Raw genomic sequence first — 25,754 nt, 5'->3', positions numbered from 1 at the left:
TTTTCTTACTCATATATATTATCTTTAGCAACTTCCTTCATTCTAAAAAAATCTTTAATTACAATAACTCCATTTTTCTTTTCAATTAATTTTTCTTTATAAAATTTTTGTAACACCCGAATTACGTGCCTATAACTTACTCCTATAAAATCCGCAATACTTGATACCGAAGTTGCATCCAAATCCTCTTTATACATATTCCCGTTACTATCTGTTGAAATTGAAAGTAAATAACTAGCTACACGTACTTCTACAGGATAAAGTAAATTAAGAGCTGTAAAACGGGTCGATATTTTTAACGTGTTCGCAATGTTTTCAAGCAAGAAGTTCATAAATATAGGATCATGTAATAACTTGTTTCTAATAACCGTATTAGAAATGGAGATAGCTACAACATCTGAACAAGCTTCAACGACATTATGCGTCTTGCTTTTTTGTATTAATTCAAGATCACCAACAACCGCCAATGGATTGATAAAGCGAAGGATTAGTTTCTTTCCTTCTGGTGTAATCGTGTAAACTTTTACTTTACCTTTAACAACGAAATACAAACGATCCATTTCATCATCTATATTGCAAATAAGCTTGCCTTTTTCAAAATGATTTACTTGAAAATAATCAGTACTTATTCCTGAAAAAATTTCAAGCATATTATAAGCTTTCAAATATTGAATAATTAAGTTTGATTTATTCTCCACTTACAGTCCCTTCATTCCTTACATATTAAATACAACAATACCTATAATCATTACTATTGTTCCCACAATATGATATCTCTCCATCTGTATCTTTTTTATTTGAAATAATCCTTTCATTTCAATAAAGGTTGCTGTTAACAATTGAGCAACCATAAGTGTTCCGGCTGTTAATGTAACTCCCATTGAATATATCGCCATAGTTTCTGCACAAATAATCAAACCACCGAATGCACCGGCTGCTAAATATATTTTTTTCACACCCTTTAAATCCGTTACTTTCTCTTCTTTCTTTACCAAAAATACAGTAGTTGCAATAAGAAACCCAATTAAATGCGTTATAATACTCGTTGACCATATGCCGATATGTGAACTAAGTTTCGCATTAAAGGTTCCTTGAAGTGTTATAAATAGACCAGCAAAAATAGCAAATACAATGCCCTTCAAAAAATCATCTCCTAATTTTCTATTTCTGACTTAATTAAAAGCTATAATCCTACAAAGGCAAAAGGACAAATGTCACATTACTATGAAAATAACTGGGAATGAATAAGAAAAAACACACCTCAAAATATTTGAGATGCGTTTTTGTAATTTTATCGATATATAACGTTTTATAAATAATAAATACGCTATATTAACAGGTTTATTCTTCATAACAAACTTTGCAAATAAGAAACGTACTAACGGTCCCATAATGATTAATTGTAGTGGATACGCCATCATGAAGTTTTTAATAAAAATTGAAAAGTAAATAGAAATAAATGAGTCACCATGTAGCCCGTTATGTAAATACATCATAGCCATTCCGTAAAATGACATAAAGAAAACCATCCCGATTACCATTGCTGTCGCCATCGCAAGTATAATATTTATTTTCTTCGATTTATCAAATGGTAACGCGAATACAATTTTTTTCGCACAAGGTCCAACGATACATATTTCAATTAATAGTGCAATCATAAATCCAATTAGTAATTCTAATGCGATCTCCTTAATATGAATTGGCCCTCCTGCTCCATTCAATAATATATTGTAAAACGTCATAACTATAACCATCCCGAGGCACATCATCATACCAAATTGGAGGTTTTCCTTTCTTGTCGTTGGCAATTTTCATCATCCCTTCTCTTTGAGTCTTTGTCATTATATCGATATTGGAAACCTCTTCGTAAGTGAACATTTTGTGAACAAATTTAAAACGTTTTCATATTTTTTCTTTCCTCTCAACCCGAACTCTCACTTTTATTTATAAAGGTTTTATATATTTCAATGTCGAATTATTAAATTTAACATTGAAATATATAACTTCTAGGAGGAGAACCATGCATGAAACAGAATTTTACGCTTATCACATCGTTACAAGGAAAAAAATGAGTGTAGGACAAATCATTCATTTTGACAAAAATCAAACAAATACCCTATATCGCTTCTTTTTTGAAAGAGCGCAATTAAATTCTAATGGTGAAGATTCGATGCAAATTTTAAAAAATCATTATACAAATGGCGGATTATATATAAAAAATGAAAATGCGAAAGTGGTTATGAGTTATATGGATCAAACAATTAGAGCGGTCAGAGAAACGATTGTAGAAATGGTTAGGCTACAAGAATATCCTGAATACCCTTCCAGATTATCTTGCTTATATGCTGCCAAAAACTATGAAGATGCTTTGAAATGGAAAGCATTATTTGATTCCTACAATCGAGAAGTTTTGCAGATTGTTAAACTACAAGTGACTGGAAATTCTTTTGAAGGTGACGGTAATCTTTTACCGAAAGAAGATGGTATTCCATTCTCTCAAAAAATTGAACAAGCTAAAGAGTATTGGAAGGGAAACGTTGAAAATGAACTTCCTGAGCTATTGATTAATGGGAAAATTGAAGTAGTGGAAATTATTGATGACTTTTCATCACTTCAAATTTAATTTCAAAAAGAGTATTGCACTTACTCTCAATACTCTTTTTGTGTAATTTAATGCCATTTGATTAGATTTGTATTTTACAGATTGTTCATTTCATAGCCATTTACAAAAAACGTTATTGTTTCTAGTTCATCTTCATTTAATTCTCTATCTATATCTCGTTTAAAAGCTTCCTTTATCTTCTCTTCATCGCCTTTATGTATTTCTGTATAAGTTCCTACTGTTTTCAGCAAATGCATCTCTTGTAAAAACTCATCCCGATTTATAGCTGTCCCATGAGAAAGAATATATGTCTCAGCTTCAAATTTCTCTAATTCATCTATTAATTTAAACGTTCGTTTCGTCGTATAATTCCACTTCGAAGAAAAAATATCAGCATATATACAGTCTCCTAAAAACAATATCTTTTCTTCTTTCATATACATAACAACAGAGTCATGTGCATGATCTCCGCCAACATGTTTTAACACGCATGTCACTTCACCAAGATCTAATTCAAGTTGATTCTGAAACGTTAAGTTCGGTGGGATAATTTTAATATTTCTTGGTTGTTCACTAAACTCTTTTTTGATACAATCCGCACAAAATTCAATTTCTGTACCTTCTTCTACTCGTGCGTTCAACGCATCATCTGTCCATTCATAAGATACTAATGTCTGCATCTCCTTTTTCGTTTCAGTATGTGCAATAGTTAATGCATTTTGTAGTATAGACAATCCAAAAATATGATCCCAGTGCCAATGCGTTAGTGCCACAAAATCAGGACTTGATACATTCTGTTCTTTTAACATTTCTAAAAATAATTGTGCATGTGCTTCTGAATTCCCTGCATCAATCATTAAAGTTTTTTCTTTTCCAACGACCATTCCTAATATAGGTCTATCCGTGTCAGAAACAGGTGTCATATACCAAAATGAATTTCCTATTTTTTTAATTTGCTGCATAATTAGTACCTCCATTTATTTATAAGTAAAACAAAAAAATTGTTTTACTCGATAGGTTAAGTTAGTAATATTAAAATCACAAAAAAGCTCTCTTTTTAATTCCATTTTTTTTCGTTTCTATATTTTTCTCTTTCTATTGACGATAAAACTTTGGCGATGTTCCTCCCCCATTATAATTATCGTATATAATTAAAAGAAAATCACTGATCTTTTTTTGATACAGAAACTCCTATAGAATACGATTAGATAAAATGAATACACGTTCCAGTTCCTATACACAACAAATACACAACGTGGGTAGATAGGTTTTAATGGTGTTGAAACTAAATATATTAGCAATTATATGTATTCGTTCAGTAATAAAAAAAGATTTCTTATTCACTATTCGATATATAGATGAGGGATAAATATGTTATTCAAAGAATTTGGTAACAAAAATATGCCAGTTATCATTCTCCTTCATGGTGGTGGACTGTCATGGTGGTCATTAAAACCACAAATTGAAGCATTGAAAAAAGAGTATTATATTGTTACGCCTATTATTGATGGACATGGCGATGATTGGAATAATACTTTTGTAAGTATAAAAAAATCGGCCGAACAGGTTATTAATTATATAAAAGAAAATTGTAATGGAAAAGTTTTTGCGATTTGTGGTCTTTCTATCGGCGCTCAAATCGTTGTTGAAATAATATCTCAAGAATTTGATATTACAGAGAATGCTGTTATCGAAAGTGCGTTGGTTTATCCTATGAAAATAGCAGTCACATTAACTGTACCAATGTATAATATGTGCTATGGATTAATTAAAAACAGATGGTATGCAAAACTACAGGCAAAAACATTAAATGTACCAGAAGAATTATTTGAAACATATTATGAAGATAGTTCACGAATGACAAAAGAAACCCTAATTAATATTACGAAAAACAATGGAGACTATCCAATCCCTTCAACATTATGCAAGACTAAAGCCAAAACATTAATATTAGTTGGTGAGAAAGAATTATCAATAATGAAAAAATCAGCAGCTCTACTTCACGCTACCATTAATGATAGTTTGCTAAAAGTCATAAAAAAAAATAGACATGGAGAAATTAGTTTAATTCATCCAGATAAATACCTCGATATAGTACAACATTTTTTAAAAACAATATAAAATAAGCGATTCTTTTGGAATCCCTTTAAAAATCTCATATACTCCCACATCTTCAAGTTACTTTTTACCTTATTTGGCAGTGGCAAAAACAAGTAATATACTAACATATCCTAATCATTTCACATTCAATTTCATTTACATAAACATACGTATTACAAAAATATAAAAAACTTACTATTGATGCTTTTATTTAAACTAAAAATTAAAACGGTAGTTTCGGCTACCATTTTATTCTTAATTCCACTTTTTTTCTTTTCTAAACTCTTCTCTTTCTATTGACGATAAAACTTTGGCAATGTTAGGGCGTTTAAATGGTGATAATAAAATGTTGTCAAAATAATCTTCTTCATAGAAAACGTTCCACGGAAAAAGTCCGTAATAAGCATTTGCTAACTCAAGAAGAGTGTCGTCACTATAACTCATTGAACCAGCAACATCCAATCCACGATGTTGCCTAGGAACCTTCTCCACATCAATCCTTACATCTGCATTGTCAATCACCTTCCAATCACCCTTGTCTAATGAACTAGAGAGTACTGTTAATACGGAGATAAAAGAATGATTTGAAACCTCTTCTACATTTGGAATGGTCTCTGTATTTAAATCAAATAGTCCACAAACAGGACTACCAAAAGGTTTCCATAATACCTGTCCAAACCCATATGTACATTACTAAGATTAAGCCAAAATATGTCTCCCACTTTCCACTTTTGTTTTTTAGGGCGTTTGTGAGAAAGGAGCTTCTGTTCAGCTTCTGTCATTTCTTCTTCTGAAATCGTAACATTAATTACTCCATTAATAATTACAGCAATCTTAAGTATAGTAAGAGCATTAGTAGTACGAATTACTACCTCGTTTGAATCTTGACCAAAATCTATACGCTTGTATAAATCTTTTTCTATCTCGTTTCTAAGTATTTTTCGAAACTGTTTTAATGCATCGTAGTTTGTTTCAATTTTTAATATCTCTGCTAAGTCCTCAACAATAAAAAAGTATGAGGATGTTGCATCTGGAAGAAAAATATCTATTTTACCTAATGAAAAAATCATTTGAAATTCACCTACTTAAAAACAATATACATACTGTATTTTCTTTAGCATGTCGTATCTTTCCTTATCCATTTAAATAAGTATCCCAATCATAGTCTTCAATCTTATAAAATCTACCTCTATCATTTCTTTCATATGCACATAAAGATGGTTCCCCAATAAATTCTAAAATAGAATCATCCATATTCAATATGACTCCAATTGAAATAATTTGAAAGTTTTTATGATTATTTACATAGTCATCACTTTCATAGCCACTTAATATTGACCAGCCAGAGTCACCTTCTTCTCTTGAATCCTCTTTAAGCATAAAGTTAAATTCTCTTTTTTCAAGTACATCATTACTAACAATTACCTTCGTATCAAAATAAAAATCCCAAGCTTTTGAAGCTGGATCGTTATATTCCGTATCACATATATTTTCAATTCCAAATGAAATTTTATCACCTATTTTTAAATCTAAGCGATATGGTTCATTGCTCAGTTCCCCTACAAACTTCTTCTCATTTCTTTCAGTGATTTCAACCCACATTCTTTCACCATTAAATCCATCTTCTTCCTCATTTTTAGATACAAAAATTAGCTTTACCAAATCTCCAACCTTTAATTTCTCCAACACTTCTGAGCTAGGAAGGTAGAATGTATACGGCGCTTCTTTATTTAATTCATAAACATTATCTAAGTACCAAGACATTTTTTCTCTCCTTAAAGGCTTTTTACACTCATATTTATTAAAATAATACTATTTTTTCTTCCGGCAAACTACTACCATTGAATAACAATCCTCTCCTAACTCATTCCCTTCCCAATCATTATATATATGTAGCAACTCGAACCCGTTCAACTCTAACAACCTTTCTAATTCTTGCGGGTACGTATAACGAAGATCTATCGTTGTTTTTATTTCCTCTACTAGAGTATCACCCTCATAAAACCTTCTTGTGGTTATGTAGTGCTGTATTTGCTGAATTGAATCATATGTCATTTCAGTATATAGATCACATTTTCTTCCCTTTTCGTCAGTAACAGTAGTCCAATATTCTTCTGTAGATGGTTGTATTAATTCTTCTTTTGAAGGAAAACGTGTATCGAATATGAATATACCATTCTCAGCTAACACATGATGAATAGATGTTAATAACTGATTTTGATGAGTATTCGTAAGAAAATGCTGGAATCCGTGTCCTACCATAAATGCTAACGGAATTGTTTCATTCATTCTTAATTGTAAACAGTCTTGTTGTAACCATTTTACCTTCTTACAATCCGTAGTTTTTTTCTTTGCTTCAGCAAGCATTCCTTCATGTATATCTACACCAATCATTTGATATCCATTTTCTATAAATGGAATTGTAACCCTTCCTGTACCACAGGCAATATCTAGAATCCATTCATTTTGTATATTTAGTTTTTTTGCCCATGATAGTAAAAACGGAAAATCTGACAAACTTTTATTTTCAATATCATACCGTTTTGGATTTTCGTATTCAGATAAACTCCATTTTGTTTGCATTTGTATTCTCCATTTCATTTCAATATATAAATTATAATGAATTTACAGTTTTTTCTCTATAATTAATCATAATAATTTGGACTAATCTAACTTTCCTTCTCGTAAGCTAAAAACAAGGGTATAGAATCGGAGTGTGATACTATGGAACGATTATGGATTCCAATGATTGTTACGTTTTTTTCATTCGGTGGATTACTATTAGGCGGTGCTGTTGGAGTAGCAACACGCCAGCTAATTGAAGAAAAAATGCATCGTTTATACGCATTATGTGGCGGCATTTTACTTGGGTTATTATCACTTGAAATTATTCCTGAAACATTTTCAAGCTATGAAATAATTGGGCCTATACTTGGTATAGCTATCGGTATTTTAGTTATGAGCTTATTAGATAACTATTGTCATCATCCAATGATACATAAAAAGGATCAACAAGCATGGCAAACCTTCCTTTTTCTCTCTTTCGCTATATTTATTCATAATATACCGAGTGGATTTGCGTTAGGTACAGCTTTTATAAATCATAATGACTCTGCCATTCCGTTTTTAATAGCAATTGTCGTTCACCATATTCCAGAAGGATTAGCATTAATTATTCCCTTTCTCTTTACAAAACATAAATATATTTCCTTTTTATTAACAACTTTATTACTTTCTCTTATTCTCGGAACTGGTACAGTTTTTGGCATTTTTATGGAAGGAAAAGCTCTTCATTTACAAGGACTCATTATGGGAAGTGCTATTGGTTCACTTGGATATGTCACAATTCATGAAATGCTTTGGAAAGCAAAAAAACAGCTACCTTTCCTTCCGTTTCTATCGTGGTCTATTAGTGGATTTTTACTAATAACAGTATTTACACTATTCGCCGGTCATCATTAAAGATAAAAATTTTATCAATTGTATATTTTTCCTTTTTCTCCAAAACATAATAGTATCTACCTATTAAAAGGAGGAACAATTATGTTTGGAAAAACAGCCGGTGAAGCATTAGTTGATCTATTAATTGACTGGGGAGTAGAACATATATACGGAATGCCTGGAGATTCCATCAACTCTATTATTGAAGCTTTAAGAAAAAAACAAGATAAAATTAAATTCATTCAAGTTCGTCATGAAGAAGCTGGCGCATTAGCAGCGGCTGCCTATGCAAAATTAACAGGAAAACTAGGTGTTTGTATGGCAATCGCAGGACCTGGCGCTATTCATTTATTAAACGGTTTATATGATGCGAAACTCGATAAAGCCCCGGTATTAGCAATTTCAGGACAAGTGGAATCTGATTTACTCGGAACCAATTTTTTCCAAGAAGTAAACTTAGAAAGAATGTTTGATGATGTTGCGGTTTATAACCAACGCATTATGTCAGCAGAACAACTACCTGCTGTAGTGAATCAAGCGATTCGAATGGCGTATACGAAAAAAGGTGTATCTGTTCTAACAATTCCAGATGATGTTCCGAAATTCGAAATAAAAAATGGTGCTCGTGTTACAAACACTTCTTTTACATTGCCTGAGTTATTTCCGCAAGAAAAAGATTTACATGCAGCGAAACTCGCAATAAATGAAGCGAAAAAACCTGTTATTTTAGCCGGGAAAGGAGCAAAACATGCAAGAGAGTCTTTACTTGCATTTGCAGAACACATTGGTGCTCCAATCGTACTTACGTTACCTGCTAAAGGGATTATTCCTGATGAACACCCTCTTTGCATCGGTGGGTTAGGATTAATTGGAACAAAGCCTTCTTATGAGGCAATGAAGCATGCGGATACTTTAATTATGGTTGGTACTTCTTATCCGTTCACTGGTTTCTTACCTGAGAAAGCAAAAACACTTCATATTGATACAGATCCGGCTCAAATCGGGAAACGTTATGCGACAGACATCGGCTTAGCTGGTGATGCTGATAAAACATTAAAATGGTTAATTGAAAATGTAGAAAAACTTGAAGACCATACTTTCTTAGAACACCACCAAGAAATGATGAAAAAGTGGGAAGAAAAATTACACAATCAAGAAGAAGACTCTTCCACTCCAATTAAACCACAGCGAGTTATGCACGCTCTGCAGAAAGTAGCAGAAGATGACGCAATTCTATCAGTCGATGTCGGAAATGTAACAGTATGGACAGCAAGACACTTCCGTATGACGAATCAGCAATTTATCATTTCTAGCTGGCTTGCCACGCTTGGTTGTGGTTTACCTGGTGCCCTTGCTGGAAAAATTGCTTTCCCGGATAAACAAGTATTTGCAGTTTGTGGTGACGGCGGATTCGGAATGACAATGAATGACTTCGTAACAGCTGTTAAATATAAACTACCAATCGTTGTTGTTGTATTAAACAATAATAAAATTGCTATGATTAAATTCGAACAAGAGGTTATGGGTAATATTGAATTTGGTACAGACTTAACGAATCCTGATTTCGCAAAATACGCAGAGGCGTGCGGTGGTATTGGATACCGTGTAGAACATTTAGATGACTTACTTCCCGCCTTTGAAAATGCAGTAAAACAAAATAAACCGTGCATTATTGATGTAGTTGTAGATGTAAATGAAGCACCAATGCCAGCAAAAATCACATTTGGTCAAGCTGCTGGTTATACGAAACATATGTTAAAAGAATTATTTGAAGAAGGTAAGATTGATTTACCTCCCCTTTAAAATATAAAAGAAAGGTAGCTGAAAACTTATTATTTTCAGCTACCTTTCTCTATTTTGATACCTCTCTATGAAATGAAAAATCGTTCACGGTAGGCTGCGATGGTATCTCTACTTTCACTTCTTTACCCTTCTTCTTTGGCATTCTTACGTTTCCTAGTTTTATTGCATCTTGCATACTATTACTAATCAGATTTCCCGACAATATTGTCATACTATAGAAATCGATTGGTATTAGTACAATCCATGTGTGTGTAGTTAAGTGTCGGAAATTTTGGCCAATTAAGCCTGTCCATTCTTTTGTTACACTATCTGGATCTATACCACCAAAGAGTATCGTTCCACCAAAAAACAATTGTAACAAACCAAGGTGTAAAAGAAGTAATAAAGTGCTTACAAATTGTTGAGCTACTAATAAAAGAAAAGATGGTAACATATGTGGCCATACATGGCGCTTCAGTCTCTGCCACTTACTTCCTCCAAGCACTGTTGCCGCCAACATAAATTCTTCTTTCTTAATACGTTTTACTTCTTGTGCTACATACAACATAACTGTTGGTACTGCAAGACATGTAAGAACTAAAATTTGAAAAGCAACTCGCAAATGAAACGGAGCAGCTGCCTCCCCACTGTCGAACATTAAAACTTCCTTTAATATAAAATAGGAAATCATAATCATCGGTACAATACTAAAGGGATCAAAAAAGGATGAAATAACTGGAAATGAGCGTTTACTGTACATACCAAGTAATAAACCAATAGCTCCGCCAATTACTACACGTAAAACTGCGATAACGATACTCGCTCCTACGGTCCATTTTGCCCCTTCTATTATTAATTGAAAAAGATCGCGTCCTTTCACATCAGTTCCGAACCAAAATTTACTAGATGGTGAAAACGGAGCAGCCTCTAATTCTCCCTTTTCGTTATACATCATCGTCATTTCACGAATATTCCCGTCAAAAAACACCGTATTTCCAATACTAACAATCATTAATACACTCAAAAAAGTAACACCTATCCAAAATCTAACATCTCTTTTTACAACTTGCCACATGTTACACACGCTCCTTTATAACATTTTGCAGCAGCGTATGTAATATACGAAATAGTATAAAAAGCGGTACGTATAATATAACTAAACTCACAGTAAATATTTCTAATTTAGAATTTTCTTTTACAAAAACAAACATGCCGTACGTATTAAATAGCCATTCAATAATATATAAATTTGATAACATAAATAAAATATTTGTTTTTGCATAATAGACTGTTGTTAGCAAGACATTTCTTGAAATATGATGCGTCAAAATATGTCTTAAACTCAGTCCTTTGCTCTTTGCAAATATGCTATAATCTTTCTCTAATTCTTCTCTAAAACGTAATAATAGTAGCTTCATAAATAATAACGTTGTAGGTATAGCAAGGCATATTATTGGTAACATGCGAGCTCTATCCTCACCAAATCCCGCATGTTTCACTGGCATAAATCCTGTTTTTTGAAAGATAATTACTACTAGAAGTTGAGATAGTAAAATTAATAAAATGTCCGGGATACTTTCAAGTGCGACGAAAACTCCATTCCATATACGTTGCTTTGATTGAGAGCGCTGCAATACCCACACAACGATAACATACGCAATGAGTAAAGAAAGGATAAATGCCGAAATAAATACAAACATTGTCTCTACATAATGAATCCATATTTGTGGAAATAACTTTCTTGAGTTCCGAAATCCATAAGTAATTTCACCTGGTTGAAGTAACTTCTCTCCAAGAAACAGAACTGTGTTCCAAAAACCGATTAAATCAATTTGCAATCCCTTAAATAAACGCGGTAACGCACCTAGGCAGATTATACATAAGATTGCAGCTACTAGTTGTAAACAAGTAATCCCACACCATTTAGCAACTCGCATCAACATCACTCTATCCCCCTTACAATTCGGTAGAATATTCAGATATAAAAAACCTACATATGTTACATCTCTTCAGATATACCCTGCATTTGCTTCTTCCCACTAGGTAAAATAGCTTGATATAAACACGTAACCAAAAATAATAAACCAAATAAAATAATAAACAATGTATCTGCACTAATCCATTTCGGGAACAACATTGCTATCGCACCGAGAGATAAAAGCTGGAATCCTGTCGTTAATGGACTAAGTAAACTTTGTACACGTCCCATGAATGACTCTTCTACAATTTCATACATCCAGCCCATTATTGCAACATTAATAAATGGTAAAAAGAAAGTCGCAAAAGCGATACATACATAAAAAGACCATACGTGATTTACAAAGTAACACATACCGAAGAAGACTCCTGAGCCTGCCATACCAAAAACAATAATAGATTTTGGTGCATATTTCTTACCTATACTTGTTGCTACTATACTTCCAATTAGTAATGAAATCCCTCCAACTACACCGCCCACCATTGCTAAACTTTCATACGTTGCTGGTGCTAATTTGTATTTTAATATGTAAGTAGTGGATACGCTTAAAATACCGTTTAATAGTCCAAATACGATAAATCCTAAAAGTAATTTTTTTAAAGTTTCATTTTGATATATATACTTGATCCCTTCTTGAAACTCTGTTATTAACATCTTCAAATTAACTTCTTTCCATTTTGTTCTACCATTTGGTAAACGAACTTTTTCTGGAATGGAGATCGTTTGAATCAAAATACCACTCATAATAAAGGTGAGCGTATTTACTAAAATGCTTCCGTAAATTCCAAAAGTCCAATACACCATTGTTGCAATTCCTACACCAAACAAAGCATACAAACTATTTACCATTTGATTCATACCCGCTGCTACACCATATTGGTCTGATTCAACTACCCCCTGTATCATCGACTGTTCTGATGGAGAGAAAAATTGTATACATGCATTTTCCAAAAATAAAAATATGAAGACGAGTATAATCATCCCGTAATAAAGCGAAATTAGAATTCCAATATTACAAAGCGAACAACATATATTACTTACCGTACAAATACGCTGTCTATCAAAACGATCCACTACTGTCCCTACTAATAGAAAAAAGATTAATGCAGGTAATGCAATCATAATTTGCGTCATCGTTGCGTAAACTGGTTGTTTTCCGTATTGATTTAACAAATAAAACATTAAAGAAATTCCAGCAATCATAGAACCAAGTCGCTCTAAAATATTTGCTAGAAAAAAACGTGCGTACACTTTGTTGCGAAATAACTGTAGCATTTCTTTCATACGTAATATCCTTTCTCTCGACAAAATAGTATTATTTCAGTCATTTCTCGGAAGTCTTGTTATATTTTTCGACTATTATCCAATCTTTCCCTTCTTTATAAAGAACATCCTATTAAAAAAGCCCTTGTTTTCATACAAGGACTTTTCCATTAAACTATTTTATTTCGCTACTTCTTCTTTCGGCATTACCATACCTTTATAAAGTTGGACGGTAATCCAGTAATAGATGAAATAAATGACTAAGAAAATCCCTATTGGCACCCACACCTTTACAAACGGGTCAACTAATATAAAGCTAAATAAGTTAAGCCCTACTAACACGTGGGAAATTCCAATAATCGCTGGGAAGATAAATAAATATGAAATTTCTTTATATATACTCTTTGTTAACATACTACGTCTCACACCAATTTTTCTTAACATTTCATAACGGCGTACGTCACGAGAAGCACCCGTTAATATTTTAAACATAAGAGAACTTGCCATCATTGCTAAAAAGGCAATTCCGAGGAAAAATCCCATAAACATTGTCCCACTCATGAAACTGTTCATAAATTGATAAATTGTCATTTTCGTAAATAAGTCTACTTTTGTACCTGTTGTTTTTTCAATTTGTTCTTTTTGTCTCTTATCTATTTCGATTAACAACGGTTTATATTTTTTCATATCATCTACTTTTGCTAATGTTACAGTGTGTTCTGTTCCTTGAATTCCTTTATAGTGTTCTTCATCTGCAATCCTTACAGGTTTTCCATTAAATTGATTATGTGTAATTTGTATTTCTCTTACAACTGCATCTTCCCAATCTTTTGGCATATGAGGAAGCTTATTCGCTGCTTCAGGAGCTTCTAAAGCAGAATAGACAGGTTCAGTTAAAGGTTCAGCCACACGTTTACGAGCAGGCTCTTTTAAAGTTTTTGTATCAAAGTGATCTGAAACAAGTGGTGGTTTAGCAGTTAAGTCGTTTCGTAAATAATAAACCGCTTCTCCATCTACTTTATACTTGTACTTGCTTTCTTCAACGATTTCCATTTCTTTTAATGAAGCTTTATCTTGTTCATTTGGATCATGAATTACAACATCATATACACGAGAAAAGTCTGTCATAATACCTACATTTTTTTGGAACGCCATACCTGCCGTCATCGCACCTGCGCCTAATGCAATTAACATCGCTACAGTGCCTAATACTCTCGATAAACTAGTTACTCGAAAACGTAACTGTGCATAAGTAAAACTATTTAATCCCGTTTCATTTCGTTTTTTATTCCCCTTAATTTTCATTACAAAAAGTGGGAGTAACGAACTAAAAATGAAATACGTTCCTAATGTCGTAACAATTGTCGCTATTATAAAGCCTAGTTCAGCAAACATTTTTATATTTACCATAAAATAGTATCCTGTACTTACTAGCAATACACCTAGTACTGTCATAATAACTGTGCGAGTTTTACTTTTTTTCACTTCATCCTGTGTTTCATCTTCACGTATTAACTCTAATTCTGTTTTACGTAATAATCGGATACTATTCATTAGACCAGTAATGAAAAATAATATTAAGAAGAAAATAGATGTAACTAATATAGCTGGTGTGTACACAGATGCGTAATTACCTTTTGCTGAAATTTCCATTCCATTCATTAAAAAATTCCCTGCTACACTAGCAAGTAACATCCCTACTAAAATCCCAATAATAATACTGACAATACCCATACCAAAAGTCTCAATAAATAATAACTGTGCTACTTTTTTCTTTTTCGCGCCAAGCATCATGTACATACCAAGTTCTTTTCTTCTTAATGTGAGTAAGAAAGAATTGGCATATATGATGTAAAAAACTGTAATGAAAGCAAGCAATATTGCACCAACCCAGAAGACGAGTCTAATACTACTAATGAGACTATTATCTTTTGTAAATTCACTATTCATCGCCATCGTTTGGAACATGTAGAAGATACTAATACTAATAACGAGACCAATAAGTAAAACCATATAATCTTTTAACATCTTTTTCATACTATGACGTGATAATTTGAATAACATATAGTCCCGCCCCCTTACTTAGACTCAGTTGCTGAGCCCATATGAGCAAGCACACCTAAAATGTCTTGATAGAAACTTTCTCGTGTTCCTTGACGCTTTAATTCTTTATAAAGAAGACCATCTTGAATGAATAAAATACGTTCACAATAACTTGCACTAAATGCATCATGTGTAACCATCAAAATACTTACATTGTGATTTTCATGTAAATCTTGCATCGCTTCTAATAAGCTTTTTGCGTTTTTACTATCAAGTGCCCCAGTCGGTTCATCTGCTAATACGATTGCTGGATTATGTACTAAAGCTCGTGCTGCCGCTGTTCTTTGCTTTTGTCCTCCAGAAACAGCAGTCGGATATTTTGTTAAAATTTCAGTAATCCCTAATTTCTTTGCTACTCCATTTACCTTCCCAGTAATTTCACTTGACGGTACACCTTGCAGAGAAAGTGGTAAAGCGATATTTTCATAAATTGATAAATTCTCTAGTAAGTTAAAATCTTGAAAAATAAATCCTAATTTTTGAGAACGAAAATCTGATAATGCATTACCCTTCATAGAAGTAATATTTGTGCCAGCTATTGTTACACTTCCACCTGTCGCTTGATCAAGTGTACTAATCACATTTAGTAATGTCGTTTTTCCAGATCCAGAAGGACCCATAATCCCTACAAACTCCCCTTCTTTAATACTTAATGAAACACCCCTTAATGCTTTTGACTGATTCTCATTTCTTTTCCCATACGTTTTTTCTACACTTTCTACAGTAACTACATTTGTTGACATCTCTTTCACTCCATCCCTTTTGTATAGAATAAATTTCTCACATATTTCTTATCTTTTTGTCATATAAACCCTTAAATTTTTTAACTTTTCGAACTAAAAAGAAATATGAATTATATCACCCCTTAATATTCTCATCTTTCTAAGACCTGTTCATTCGATTTCTCTTACATTTACCTTACAATTTTGTAAGGTAAAAAAGAAAACACACCATTTTGAAGTTGAAGTGAACCAGAAAACGGGACACATATCAAAACACCTAAACCATCTGCCCAATTCGCTTAGCTCTTTCGGCCCATTTCCAAAAGGATATTGTTTTCCTACAGGTTGTTGAAAATAATAAGTTGGATCTGTACGATACCATTTCATCCATGTCTAAATTTGGGAAACATTTTTAATTTCGAGTATTTCCATAATGGTACGATTTGAATAGTCATCCTTTTTCAACTCAATCACTTTCCACTTTACTTCTTCTGGGCAATGTACCCCTCCCTTCAAATAAAAAACACCTCCGTTGAATTTGCATACTTAGTATGCGAATTCAGAAGATGTTTTTTCATGTACCACTATTTGGGTTCACTTCATATATGGGTGTCTTTTCTTTATGGGAATTTCTTAAATTACTTATATAAAAGCTAATGGACGAGTATTAATATTTATGAAGTAACTTTTATCTGCTAAGAAAGGGGCATCAGATTTATGAACAACCTTAATTTCCTTTGTGAGCAATTTGCTAAAATTTTTAATGGAAAGAGCAACATAAATCAGGGTGTTTGTTCTGTCTCCTTGCGTCGTAATATTAAAGTGTTTGTTCAAGGACGACCAAGCACCTCTGTGATACCGGTTGGGATATCTTTTGAATCGTTAGATCAAAATGGCAATGCGTTGAACTTAGGGGAAATCGCTATTTTACAAGAAGAAATTCCTTTATTTATACAATCAATTGTTCAACAAGGGATTATTGTTAGCGCCTTACATAATCATTGGTTATATATGAAACCATTGATTATGTATATTCATATCCAATCTGTTGAACCACCATTAAGTTTTGCAAAAAAACTGGCAAATTCCTTTTCTGTTTTAAGTAGTTATCCAATTACTGATAACGGAGGCTAATGTTAAGTAGATCATATTTATTCATTTCTAGATACATTGAATTCCGATAATGAGAATTATGTAAATGAGCTGTCCATATGGGCGGCTTATTATATTTTTTGCTTAGCTTGTTTTTTTCAAAAATGCTGGCGGTACCCCTTCTATAAAGGCTCAGACACAAAAATAGGCCGTGGAGAAGACTTTCTCCACGGTCTGAGAAAAGACTTCTCTTAAGATAGAGAAGTCTTTTTCCTTCATTATTGATTAGAACTAGAAGATTGGGATTTTTTTGCCTCAGCTTGTGCATTCGCTTGTTTCACTGCATGCACATCCGTTTCAGTTGCAAATTCTGTACCATAACTAGCATTCGCACTTTGTGCACCTGAAGCTTGTGCTTTCTTTGCCTCAGCCTGTGCATTCGCTTGTTTTACTGCTTGTACATTTGTTTCAGTTGCGAATTCTATACCATAGCTAGCATTTGTACTTTGGATGCTAGCACCAGAAGTTTCCTTATTGTAACCTTGTTGTTTTTTGTTCACCTTTCTCACCTCCACAATCAATATTGTAGCCAATCCATTTAAAAGCTATCCTTAATTTTATTTTTAAACTTCCGTATATACGTCACTTTCAATAAGGCCTTCTGGACCTTTAGGCGTATATTTAAATGTTTTGCCTACGCGGTTTAAATATTCAATACTTCGACAAATTTTTCATCGACTTACTAAAATAGTAGTCTATTTACACGTCTATCAAATAAAAAAGTTGGCAATTACTAAAGCAAAAAAAGCTCTTTCTTTTTGCTCATTCATTTTCAGGTTCAGTTCATTATATTTTCTACTTTGTCTTTATATACAACATATTCTTTTCCATCCACTACTGCTACCACCGCAAATTCATCTTTTAGATTAAATGAAAGCCAGTCAGCCCACATGCTTGTATTTGGTCCTCCCCCCCACATATTATGAACCGTGTTTTTAGTTAAATTCATAACTTTATAAGACGCATTTGGTGCATTTGATCCGGTCTTTATTTCAAATGTATATGCGTTATGAATTTTTTTATAAAAGTAGGAAACGCTTGATGGACGAAGCTGATTCATAAAATCTTGTTCTTTTTTCTCTGCAATTTTTATCCCTTCTTGTAATGTGACAACATCTGTTCTTATTGTTTTCCAACTATCTTTTGCTGCATTCAAGTTAGGTACTAAGAATTTATATCTATTTTGATCAGCTTTTTGATTAGCTGTATCAATATGTCCCAGTACGCCCGAATATTGAGAGTCTAAATCATCCCATTGCGTGGACATAAAAGTAAGAGCAGTAATAGCACTATCAATCGCACTATGCATATCACTAATATTATGAAACGCAACTCCTACTACACGATTTAATGTTATCTTATAATCTACATTCTGACGTAATTTTGTTAATTCCGGCTCTAGCCAGCCTAACTTACCTCTTGCATCACCTATCATTATCCCACCAGCAATCAATGTTGGGAGAAAGGGGATCTTTACCATGTCTAAGCCCTTAGATTCTATGTCTTTCTGATAGTTTATTTGTCCTAAAAGGTCCTCTAAATACTTTTGATCATCCTCAACCGCAGCTCCTTGGTTATTTAAAATAGACTGCAAGGTCTCTTTATGGCTTCCAAATACTCTAACATCTTCTCCAATAGCATTTTTAAATTCAGTTAATTCTTCTATTAATACTTTTGCAGACTTTTGATTTTGTTGAATTCCCCCCCGTAAATCTGTAATCCCTTTTTTTAAAGTATCTCCATTCCCAGTATTGATCGCCTCTACTAATGTTTCATAATGATTTTCAAATTTTGTATCGTATTCAATAATACCTGTCAATGTATCTAAAAGCTGTTTTTTTACTTTCGTATTCCATGAAACTGCATGTGCTCTTGCATTGTTTTGATCTTGTACAATTTTACTAGGTAAATCTGCATACCCATTAATAGTAATTCCTTCAAAACTCACATCCGGATTATTCATTAACAAATAAGAATATTCATTCATAGATTTTACAAATAACCCAGCATCTTGCACAGTTTTTATCATCTGTTCTTCATTTGCTGAAAGAGACATATTTCCATTGTTAGTTTGTTCAATTTCACTTGCAAAAGCTGCTACCGGTGTAACTGCATAAGTTGTTGTCATAGTTAAAAGTGTCGATACAGCGAGTATTTTATAAGGGATTTTTTTCATCATTTTATACTTCTCCTATATAGGTTTTGATTTTTAATTCTATTCTTCTTTAAAAGCAACGCCTTTCAAATTTTTTGAAAATCTGTAATACAGCACGGTTATCTTGGTATCTGGGTACAAATTTTATAAAGACGAAAGGCGAAGTCATTAATGAGACTCCGCCTTTCTGGTGTATAAGGATTTATTAATTGTCGCATTACTATTTAACAACGTAATCATAGATTCTCTATGTTTTAGGTGACTTTGTAACAGAATTAATATTTCCTTATTTTTGCGGAGTAACAGGCTCCACTTTTAATTCTTTGATTCCTTCTTTTAAAGTAACCGCATCTGTGTGTAATGTTTTCCAACTGTCTTTCGCTGCATTCAAGTTAGGTTTTAAGAATTTAAATTTATTTTGATCCACTTTTTGAGAGGCAGTTTCAATATGTCCAAGTACTCCCGAATATTGAGAATCTAAATCATGCCACTGCGTGGACATATAAGTAAGAGAATTAATAGCATCATCAAGCGCCTTATGCATTTCACTAATATTATTGTAAGCAACTCCAACTACACGATTTAATGTTACTTTATAATCTACAGTCTGACGTAATTGTGCTAATAAAGGCTCTAATTTGCCTAAATTATCTCTTGCTACACCCACTATAATACCGCCAATTAACGGTAGGCCCAAAATGGCACCCTTCATTACATTAAACCCATCAGATTCTAATTGTTTATAATAGTTTACTGATCCTAAAACTTCATCTAGACGCTTTTGATCAGCCTCAACATCTACACCTTGGTTTTTTAAAATCGACTGTAAGAGATCTTTATTGCTTCCAAATGCTCTAACATCTTGTCCAATAGAGTCTCTTAATTTAGTTAATTCTTCTATTAATTGTTGTGCATACTTTTGATTTTGTTGAATTTCACCTCGTAAATCTGTAATCCCTTCTTTTAAAGTATCTCCATCTCCTGTATTAATCGCATCTACCATTGTGTCATAATAATTGTCAAATGTTGTATCGTATTCAATAATACCCGTCAATGTATCTAAAAGCTGTTTTTTCACCTTCGTATCCCATGTAACAGCATGTGCCCTTGCATTCTTTTGATCTTGTACAATTCTACCAGGTAAATCTACATATCCATTAATAGTAATCCCTTCAAAGTTCACATCTGGATTTTTAATTAACATATAAGAATAAGCATTCATAGATTTTGCAAATAACCCAGCCTTTTGCAAAGTTTCTTTCATCTTCGCTTCATTTGCTGAAAGAGCCGTATCTCCATTGTTAGTTTGTTCAATTTCACTTGCAAAAGCTGCTACTGGTGAGACTATAGAAGTTGTTGTCATAGTTAAAAGAGCTGATGCAACGATTAGTTTGTACGGGATTTTTTTAATCATTTTATATTCCTCCAATATAGGTTATGATTTTTAAATTCTATTCTTGTTTAAAAGCAATATCTTTCGAAATGAATTCTGCATCTTTATGAATATCATTCCAACTTTGTTTAGCAGCCTTTAAATCATCAGGTATCAACGAGAGTTTATGCTCTTGCATTTGGTCGATATTATCATACAAATCTGTATAATTAGCCCCCATTTTATTCCATTGTTGTTGAATATTCGTTAGAGACAGTATCGCTTGATCCACTGTCTGATACAGATATGCCAAAGTGTCTTTCGCGTTAGTAAGCGAAATAACAGCTTGGCTAGCGAGATCAGCTTTTGTACTTAATTGTCCGATTTTGTTAGAAATTTCGTTATAGGAGTCCATATGCTTAGATGCCGTGACACCAGCTGCTGTTCCTAAACCAATTCCAGCTGCACCAAGAGCTGTAAGGCCACCAACAACAGCCGGTGTTGCTGTACCGCCAGTCACAACAATCACTACCGCTCCTGCAATAGCGCCAATAACTAAAATAACTGCTCCTAATCCACCGCCAATTGACCATGCTAATACATTGTCAAAATGTTCTTTCTGAGTAGAATGTAGCTTCTCAATTTCAGCTTGAAGTTGTGGAATTAGTGCTTGTTGACCCGCTAATAGTGCCGTTAATCCACCTTTTCCATCTGGGCCGCCTACATTATTTTTAAAATCTGTAGAATTTGTATATAGTTTTGCTTTGAAGTCCTGTAACATCTTAATTACTTCTGTAACCTCTTTTGAATTTGTATTAATTGTAGTTATTAAATCATTTATACCCTCTTTTAAGCCTGCCTTATCTTTCTTTTGTACAGTATCTACTAATGTGTCGTAATAATTTTGAAATTGTTCATCGTAATTTACAATATTACGTGCTGTTTTTTGAATCTTTGGTTTCGCTGTATCTAGCCAATAATTAGCATTGATTCGTGACAGTTCCTGATTAAGGTGAATGTTTTTGATTAATTCTCCTCCTTCTGAACCTAAATCAATATTGGATAGATTTACATTCGGTTGTTTAATCATTGTTTTTGCGTATAAATCCATTACAAGAATATGAGATCCTGTTTCAGCCAATGCTTTCTTCAGTCCCTCAGGCCCTAATGTATAATTCTCTACTTTTTGTTCTTGAGCGGTCTTTTCTTGTGCAAATGCATGAATAGTGTTACCGGTAGTAGCAGTTATAACCGTTGCCAGAGTAGCTAAAGTTAACACTTTAAATGGAAATTTTTTCATAACTATTCTCCTTCTCATTCTTTCGCTAGATTCTTATAATCTTTTTAGATTTCCAAAAACATAATATTAAAATTTATAGACCTGTTCTTCAAGGTAACTTATTACATTTTTTAATTGTCTTAATGTATCTTTTTGAGACTGCTGGTTAGTTGTATCAACATTAGTAGATAATTTTGTGATGCTATTTTTTATTAGACCCAAATCTTCCTTATAACGTTTTAGTAGGTCAAGTTCTACATCTACTTGATATGCAAAGGTATGTAAATCATTTTGCATAATAAGAAGCATTGATTTTTGTAAATCTGCTATTTTTAGGTTCTTAGTTAAATCATAAAATTTTTGGTTTTGTGTCTCTAAATCTGCTAAATGTGTTCGCTGTTCTGCTGTTAATTTATTTACTTCAGCGAAAGCACTATATGTTTTCTTAATTTTTTCAGGGTCAATAGCTTTCGTAAGGTCATACTCTTTTGTTTTTGCAACTGCAGCTGCAGCTATTTCAGCTTGTTTGCTTTTCTCAATTGCTTCACGGGCTTCTTTTTTGGCAGCTTCAATCTCTAGAGCAGATTTACCCTTTTCTTTCGCTTCTTGCTCTGCTTTTTTCTCTGCTTCTATAATAGAGTTGTTAATTTCTTTGCCTTTGTTATACGCTGCTACTGCAGTTTGAGCAGCAGGTTCAATGATATCTTTTGAAAGGTTATAGACTTCTTTGAATATAACAAACCCTTGTTCATTTAAAGCTCCTGGTAATAATGCTATTTGTTGTAAATCATTTTGAATTGATTTTTGGGTATTTTGTAATTCATTTTTTAGCTGATCTATTTTCCCTGTTCCGTCTGAACTTAGTACACCCTGTGCTTTTGCTACATCCATATCGAGATCTTGAAGTTTTTTATCCAGCTGTAATTTAAGATCTGTTAATTCATTAATCTGTCTTTGTACGTTTTCTTGATTCGTCATAGTCATATCTTGAAGAACCTCAAGTCTATCCAAAAACCCTTCTTTATCTTCTTTATTGTCTACAAACTCTTTTAATGCTGGGTAATAGTTATTAAATTTAGTTACAAACCCTTTACTTTTTGAATTTACTAGAATTAAATGTGGATAAAGTTCTGATGACCATTCCTTCATATCTTGCTTGATTAGGGATTGATTTGTATTTAAAGCTGGGACTTCTGCTAGCTGTACATTAGGGCTCATTAAACCTTGATCAATATATGTTTGGATTAATTTAGATTGTGCACCTAATTTTCGTAATGATGAGGAAATATCCATGCTTTCCTGTTGAGTTTCTGCATGAACGATTGGTGTTGCGAGAGTATTGATAGGAATAGTCGCCCCAGTTACAATTGATGTTATAAAAAATCCTGAAATTATTTTATTTTTCATTCCGTACGCCCCTTTACTATTGTCTATTTACAATCTTACACATACATCTTGAACGACCTTGCGCTAGGCTCTTTTTGTCACATGCTCTAGGAAGGAGAAATCTTTCGGATAGAGTGTTAAACCTCGTTATTATTTACTTCTCATAGAAAGTAAGGATATTATTTTCTTTTAATTCGAATATTAAATTTTTTGGAAGTAAATAATAAAATTTCATCACCTATATTTGAATTAACTGCCCAATGATAAGTATAATATTTATTTTTCTCTTGAGTTGCTGCTACTGCTAACCCTGCCATGACCTTTTTGATAATAATTTCATAATATCTCTCCTAGTTTTGTCAACAGGGCCCTACAAGATTACAAAAGATGAATTTATACTGTACATTGCTTATACTTTTATTACGGAATAAAATCATTTTTGCTATGTAGAAACTTAAAACACTTTTTTCAAATGCTATACTTTCGAGATTCTAGCCCCTTTTAAAATCGACATAATATTAAGATAATTGATTTCAACATAATGTTACTTGCAACTTTACTGCACATTTATTAGTGCAATCTTCTCCCCCCTTGAGTGGTCATACCATTTACACCTTTATTAAAACATTAAATTTTTAATACGTAAATAGTAGAATTTTGTCGATTACATTCAATAATTTAACTATTAAGTATTAATACGAATGAAAATGTTATACTTATAAAATGATTTTTTAATTTTTTTAAGTAATTATAGCAGTTACAACTTGATATACTTAGTTAAATGGCGTCATTTTTAATATATATAAAATAATTAATATAATTTGAATTTTGTTTAATATAATTTAATCACACTCTGCATATCGATCCCCTTTATTTAGATATGCATCATTACATATTTCTCCATAGATAAAAACAACAAATAAACAATAAATACAAGACGGATAAATAACAAATAACAACAAATAGAAGACAAATAAGCAACAAATAACAACATTTCTAAAAAACGTGTCGTTATTTGTTATTTAAGTCCCTACATTACAGTACATGTAAATCGATTTGGAAAGTAGCATATTGATTCAAATCGAAAACCATCCGAACTAGCATTGGATCTTTCATTCTCTTCAAAAAAAGTAGCTTTCACTTAAATAATGCATGATAAAAGCCGTAGGAGTATAACCTACGACTTTGTAAAGGAATCTCGATTTACTATAAAATATCCTCTAAAGGTTTATTCTTACGATTTAAACCTCCTGTAAAGCTTTCTGTTCATTTTGTAAGAATGAATCTAGTTTATCTATCAGTCGTCTAATATTTTCATTTTTGGTATACTTACTTGAATCATAGCCTTCATCCGGTTCTAAATAATAAATAAACCCTTTCATATCCTCTGGATAATTAAAATCACTATACAGGTTAGCTACATTCTCTAATAAAGTATCATAATCATTATTTTTTTCTCTCATAGACATTAAAATAGAGCACTTCCATTTTCGTTGCTCAATTTCACTATTCCAATGTATTGCTAAATCCATGACTATGATTACTATTAATTCAATAGCTTTTTCTTTATCATATTTTCCCCATGTAAGTAAAATGTCCCTCGATTAATATTGGCCCTAGCTGTAATATCCTTAACCGTAATGGAATCAAACCCTTTGTCATTTATTAATTCAGTTAGTGCATTGCATCACGTATCGCTTCTTTAGTACGAGCTACGCGTAAATCAGCATATACACATTCCACTTTTTACCTCTTTAATTTTTTTAGACATATTTTTATATAATGTTCAGAATACAACAGATCAGCTATTTCTGTTTATTGAACACATAAGATACCCATACTATAATACTTAATACAAATAACCAACACCATGTTGGTTTTAAAAAAACAGGAGGTATAGAAATGAAAAACCAAGTATCACTAGTAGTTGAACATAAATTGAATGACGTAACACCAGAAATGATTGACTGGTGGTGGGATAATATTGATAACCCTGAACGATATAAACTATGGCACCCAGAAGAACATGTTGATTTTAAGTGGTTAATTGACCCTAAAGTACATGGACACGTAGGAGCCATATCAGCTTCAATCGAATCTGCGGGGGATGGACTGGAATTCCCGCTAAGAATTAGATGGGAAGATCCTAAAGATTGCCCTATCAATATCCATTACAGCCATGTTTTAATAGGTTCATGTTTAGATGATGATGACGATGTCATTTCACAAGTAATACATCAATACGAACAATCTGATAACGGTACAGTTATGACCTCTACATTCATTTTCCCAAAAGGATTACCACCATTTATTAATCTAAGTGGTTTATATAAACACAATGTAGAAGAAATGAGTGAGTTCAGCAAATTTTTACCGAAACTTTTTGAAGAAAATTTGTAAGGCAAGTTAACAGCTTTAC

The 25,754-nt window shown here is 32.7% G+C and carries 24 protein-coding genes and 3 pseudogenes; 6 read left to right on the top strand and 21 right to left on the bottom strand.

Annotated elements, in window-relative coordinates:
• Nucleotides 1-5 precede the first annotated feature (5 nt).
• The 3 genes and pseudogenes from BAU27_RS16130 to BAU27_RS16120 form a co-directional block, all read right to left on the bottom strand.
• Nucleotides 6-698, bottom strand: coding sequence for a Crp/Fnr family transcriptional regulator (locus BAU27_RS16130; protein ID WP_071771447.1), 693 nt, complete (start codon nt 696-698; stop codon nt 6-8).
• 18 nt (nt 699-716) lie between these two features.
• Nucleotides 717-1,142 (bottom strand): DMT family transporter, encoded by a 426-nt coding sequence (locus BAU27_RS16125; RefSeq protein WP_071771446.1) that lies wholly within the window; start codon nt 1,140-1,142, stop codon nt 717-719.
• 183 nt (nt 1,143-1,325) lie between these two features.
• Nucleotides 1,326-1,808 (bottom strand): annotated as a pseudogene (locus BAU27_RS16120) (DUF2798 domain-containing protein); the annotation flags it as partial.
• Nucleotides 1,809-2,020: 212 nt separating this feature from the next.
• Here BAU27_RS16120 and BAU27_RS16115 point away from each other — a divergent pair.
• Nucleotides 2,021-2,623: a DUF2441 domain-containing protein gene (locus BAU27_RS16115; protein ID WP_071745574.1), complete on the top strand. Its 603-nt coding sequence runs from the start codon at nt 2,021-2,023 to the stop codon at nt 2,621-2,623.
• A 74-nt stretch (nt 2,624-2,697) separates the two neighbouring features.
• Here the strand turns inward: BAU27_RS16115 and BAU27_RS16110 are convergent, their stop codons facing one another.
• Entirely contained in the window at nt 2,698-3,564 is an 867-nt protein-coding gene (locus BAU27_RS16110) for an MBL fold metallo-hydrolase (RefSeq protein ID WP_071771445.1), read from the bottom strand.
• Nucleotides 3,565-3,973: 409 nt separating this feature from the next.
• On the opposite strand from BAU27_RS16110, the gene BAU27_RS16105 reads away from it, so the two are divergent.
• The gene (locus BAU27_RS16105; protein ID WP_071771444.1) at nt 3,974-4,723 is read left to right on the top strand and encodes an alpha/beta fold hydrolase; all 750 of its coding nucleotides are present in this window, start codon (nt 3,974-3,976) and stop codon (nt 4,721-4,723) included.
• Between the two features lie 234 nt (nt 4,724-4,957).
• Here the strand turns inward: BAU27_RS16105 and BAU27_RS16100 are convergent, their stop codons facing one another.
• From BAU27_RS16100 to BAU27_RS16085, 4 genes are all read right to left on the bottom strand, one after another.
• Nucleotides 4,958-5,224 (bottom strand): hypothetical protein, encoded by a 267-nt coding sequence (locus tag BAU27_RS16100; protein ID WP_071771443.1) that lies wholly within the window; start codon nt 5,222-5,224, stop codon nt 4,958-4,960.
• 98 nt (nt 5,225-5,322) lie between these two features.
• Nucleotides 5,323-5,772 (bottom strand): hypothetical protein, encoded by a 450-nt coding sequence (locus tag BAU27_RS16095; RefSeq protein WP_071771442.1) that lies wholly within the window; start codon nt 5,770-5,772, stop codon nt 5,323-5,325.
• Nucleotides 5,773-5,836: 64 nt separating this feature from the next.
• Nucleotides 5,837-6,466 carry an immunity protein Imm33 domain-containing protein gene (locus tag BAU27_RS16090; RefSeq protein ID WP_071771441.1) on the bottom strand — a complete coding sequence of 210 codons (630 nt, stop codon included), beginning with the start codon at nt 6,464-6,466 and terminating at the stop codon, nt 5,837-5,839.
• Nucleotides 6,467-6,514: 48 nt separating this feature from the next.
• Entirely contained in the window at nt 6,515-7,303 is a 789-nt protein-coding gene (locus BAU27_RS16085; RefSeq protein ID WP_071771440.1) for a class I SAM-dependent methyltransferase, read from the bottom strand.
• A 123-nt stretch (nt 7,304-7,426) separates the two neighbouring features.
• On the opposite strand from BAU27_RS16085, the gene BAU27_RS16080 reads away from it, so the two are divergent.
• Together BAU27_RS16080 and BAU27_RS16075 are read left to right on the top strand one after the other, a co-directional pair.
• Nucleotides 7,427-8,164, top strand: a complete 738-nt coding sequence (locus BAU27_RS16080; RefSeq protein WP_071771439.1) for a ZIP family metal transporter — start codon at nt 7,427-7,429, stop codon at nt 8,162-8,164.
• A gap of 81 nt (nt 8,165-8,245) precedes the next feature.
• Complete coding sequence (locus BAU27_RS16075; RefSeq protein WP_071771438.1) at nt 8,246-9,946, top strand: pyruvate oxidase; 1,701 nt, start codon at nt 8,246-8,248, stop codon at nt 9,944-9,946.
• A gap of 49 nt (nt 9,947-9,995) precedes the next feature.
• On the opposite strand, the gene BAU27_RS16070 is transcribed toward BAU27_RS16075, so the two are convergent.
• From BAU27_RS16070 to BAU27_RS16045, 6 genes and pseudogenes are all read right to left on the bottom strand, one after another.
• Nucleotides 9,996-11,000 carry an ABC transporter permease gene (locus BAU27_RS16070; protein ID WP_071771437.1) on the bottom strand — a complete coding sequence of 335 codons (1,005 nt, stop codon included), beginning with the start codon at nt 10,998-11,000 and terminating at the stop codon, nt 9,996-9,998.
• A gap of 1 nt (nt 11,001) precedes the next feature.
• On the bottom strand, nt 11,002-11,868 hold the full coding sequence (locus BAU27_RS16065) for an ABC transporter permease subunit (RefSeq protein WP_071771436.1): 867 nt from the start codon (nt 11,866-11,868) through the stop codon (nt 11,002-11,004).
• A 56-nt stretch (nt 11,869-11,924) separates the two neighbouring features.
• Complete coding sequence (locus BAU27_RS16060) at nt 11,925-13,187, bottom strand: MFS transporter (protein ID WP_071771435.1); 1,263 nt, start codon at nt 13,185-13,187, stop codon at nt 11,925-11,927.
• Nucleotides 13,188-13,346: 159 nt separating this feature from the next.
• Nucleotides 13,347-15,230 carry an FtsX-like permease family protein gene (locus tag BAU27_RS16055; RefSeq protein WP_071771434.1) on the bottom strand — a complete coding sequence of 628 codons (1,884 nt, stop codon included), beginning with the start codon at nt 15,228-15,230 and terminating at the stop codon, nt 13,347-13,349.
• Between the two features lie 14 nt (nt 15,231-15,244).
• On the bottom strand, nt 15,245-16,012 hold the full coding sequence (locus BAU27_RS16050; protein WP_071745564.1) for an ABC transporter ATP-binding protein: 768 nt from the start codon (nt 16,010-16,012) through the stop codon (nt 15,245-15,247).
• Between the two features lie 270 nt (nt 16,013-16,282).
• Nucleotides 16,283-16,507: pseudogene (locus BAU27_RS16045) on the bottom strand (IS3-like element ISBt2 family transposase); the annotation flags it as partial.
• A 201-nt stretch (nt 16,508-16,708) separates the two neighbouring features.
• Here BAU27_RS16045 and BAU27_RS16040 point away from each other — a divergent pair.
• Nucleotides 16,709-17,125 carry a DUF1259 domain-containing protein gene (locus BAU27_RS16040; protein WP_071745563.1) on the top strand — a complete coding sequence of 139 codons (417 nt, stop codon included), beginning with the start codon at nt 16,709-16,711 and terminating at the stop codon, nt 17,123-17,125.
• Between the two features lie 236 nt (nt 17,126-17,361).
• Here BAU27_RS16040 and BAU27_RS16035 read toward each other — a convergent pair whose 3' ends face one another.
• The 7 genes and pseudogenes from BAU27_RS16035 to BAU27_RS16005 all read right to left on the bottom strand — a co-directional run.
• Nucleotides 17,362-17,658: a gamma-type small acid-soluble spore protein gene (locus tag BAU27_RS16035; protein WP_139254660.1), complete on the bottom strand. Its 297-nt coding sequence runs from the start codon at nt 17,656-17,658 to the stop codon at nt 17,362-17,364.
• A gap of 263 nt (nt 17,659-17,921) precedes the next feature.
• On the bottom strand, nt 17,922-19,322 hold the full coding sequence (hblB, locus tag BAU27_RS16030; protein WP_071771432.1) for a hemolysin BL regulatory component HblB: 1,401 nt from the start codon (nt 19,320-19,322) through the stop codon (nt 17,922-17,924).
• Between the two features lie 262 nt (nt 19,323-19,584).
• Complete coding sequence (gene hblA / locus BAU27_RS16025; protein WP_071771431.1) at nt 19,585-20,712, bottom strand: hemolysin BL binding component B; 1,128 nt, start codon at nt 20,710-20,712, stop codon at nt 19,585-19,587.
• A 37-nt stretch (nt 20,713-20,749) separates the two neighbouring features.
• The gene (gene hblD / locus BAU27_RS16020; RefSeq protein ID WP_071771430.1) at nt 20,750-21,970 is read right to left on the bottom strand and encodes a hemolysin BL lytic component L1; all 1,221 of its coding nucleotides are present in this window, start codon (nt 21,968-21,970) and stop codon (nt 20,750-20,752) included.
• 66 nt (nt 21,971-22,036) lie between these two features.
• Nucleotides 22,037-23,356 carry a hemolysin BL lytic component L2 gene (hblC, locus tag BAU27_RS16015; protein WP_071771429.1) on the bottom strand — a complete coding sequence of 440 codons (1,320 nt, stop codon included), beginning with the start codon at nt 23,354-23,356 and terminating at the stop codon, nt 22,037-22,039.
• A 1,220-nt stretch (nt 23,357-24,576) separates the two neighbouring features.
• Nucleotides 24,577-24,891, bottom strand: a complete 315-nt coding sequence (locus BAU27_RS16010; RefSeq protein WP_302848837.1) for a DUF2247 family protein — start codon at nt 24,889-24,891, stop codon at nt 24,577-24,579.
• A gap of 26 nt (nt 24,892-24,917) precedes the next feature.
• Nucleotides 24,918-25,078 (bottom strand): annotated as a pseudogene (locus BAU27_RS16005) (TetR/AcrR family transcriptional regulator); the annotation flags it as partial.
• Between the two features lie 159 nt (nt 25,079-25,237).
• Between BAU27_RS16005 and BAU27_RS16000 the strand changes: the two are divergent.
• Nucleotides 25,238-25,735 (top strand): DAPG hydrolase family protein, encoded by a 498-nt coding sequence (locus tag BAU27_RS16000; protein WP_071771427.1) that lies wholly within the window; start codon nt 25,238-25,240, stop codon nt 25,733-25,735.
• Nucleotides 25,736-25,754: the final 19 nt, after the last annotated feature.

It is taken from the genome of Bacillus sp. NH11B, assembly GCF_001884205.1.
GTDB lineage: Bacteria > Bacillota > Bacilli > Bacillales > Bacillaceae_G > Bacillus_A > Bacillus_A proteolyticus.
This window is presented reverse-complemented; position numbering and strand designations above follow the sequence as displayed.

Coding starts and splice junctions, on each gene's coding strand:
- BAU27_RS16115 (WP_071745574.1), top strand. CDS start 2,021: ATGCATGAAACAGAATTTTACGCTTATCACATCGTTACAAGGAAAAAA.
- BAU27_RS16110 (WP_071771445.1), bottom strand. CDS start 3,564: ATGCAGCAAATTAAAAAAATAGGAAATTCATTTTGGTATATGACACCT.
- BAU27_RS16105 (WP_071771444.1), top strand. CDS start 3,974: ATGTTATTCAAAGAATTTGGTAACAAAAATATGCCAGTTATCATTCTC.
- BAU27_RS16095 (WP_071771442.1), bottom strand. CDS start 5,772: ATGATTTTTTCATTAGGTAAAATAGATATTTTTCTTCCAGATGCAACA.
- BAU27_RS16090 (WP_071771441.1), bottom strand. CDS start 6,466: ATGTCTTGGTACTTAGATAATGTTTATGAATTAAATAAAGAAGCGCCG.
- BAU27_RS16085 (WP_071771440.1), bottom strand. CDS start 7,303: ATGAAATGGAGAATACAAATGCAAACAAAATGGAGTTTATCTGAATAC.
- BAU27_RS16080 (WP_071771439.1), top strand. CDS start 7,427: ATGGAACGATTATGGATTCCAATGATTGTTACGTTTTTTTCATTCGGT.
- BAU27_RS16075 (WP_071771438.1), top strand. CDS start 8,246: ATGTTTGGAAAAACAGCCGGTGAAGCATTAGTTGATCTATTAATTGAC.
- BAU27_RS16070 (WP_071771437.1), bottom strand. CDS start 11,000: ATGTGGCAAGTTGTAAAAAGAGATGTTAGATTTTGGATAGGTGTTACT.
- BAU27_RS16065 (WP_071771436.1), bottom strand. CDS start 11,868: ATGTTGATGCGAGTTGCTAAATGGTGTGGGATTACTTGTTTACAACTA.
- BAU27_RS16060 (WP_071771435.1), bottom strand. CDS start 13,187: ATGAAAGAAATGCTACAGTTATTTCGCAACAAAGTGTACGCACGTTTT.
- BAU27_RS16055 (WP_071771434.1), bottom strand. CDS start 15,230: ATGTTATTCAAATTATCACGTCATAGTATGAAAAAGATGTTAAAAGAT.
- BAU27_RS16050 (WP_071745564.1), bottom strand. CDS start 16,012: ATGTCAACAAATGTAGTTACTGTAGAAAGTGTAGAAAAAACGTATGGG.
- BAU27_RS16040 (WP_071745563.1), top strand. CDS start 16,709: ATGAACAACCTTAATTTCCTTTGTGAGCAATTTGCTAAAATTTTTAAT.
- hblB (WP_071771432.1), bottom strand. CDS start 19,322: ATGATGAAAAAAATCCCTTATAAAATACTCGCTGTATCGACACTTTTA.
- hblA (WP_071771431.1), bottom strand. CDS start 20,712: ATGATTAAAAAAATCCCGTACAAACTAATCGTTGCATCAGCTCTTTTA.
- hblD (WP_071771430.1), bottom strand. CDS start 21,970: ATGAAAAAATTTCCATTTAAAGTGTTAACTTTAGCTACTCTGGCAACG.
- hblC (WP_071771429.1), bottom strand. CDS start 23,356: ATGAAAAATAAAATAATTTCAGGATTTTTTATAACATCAATTGTAACT.
- BAU27_RS16000 (WP_071771427.1), top strand. CDS start 25,238: ATGAAAAACCAAGTATCACTAGTAGTTGAACATAAATTGAATGACGTA.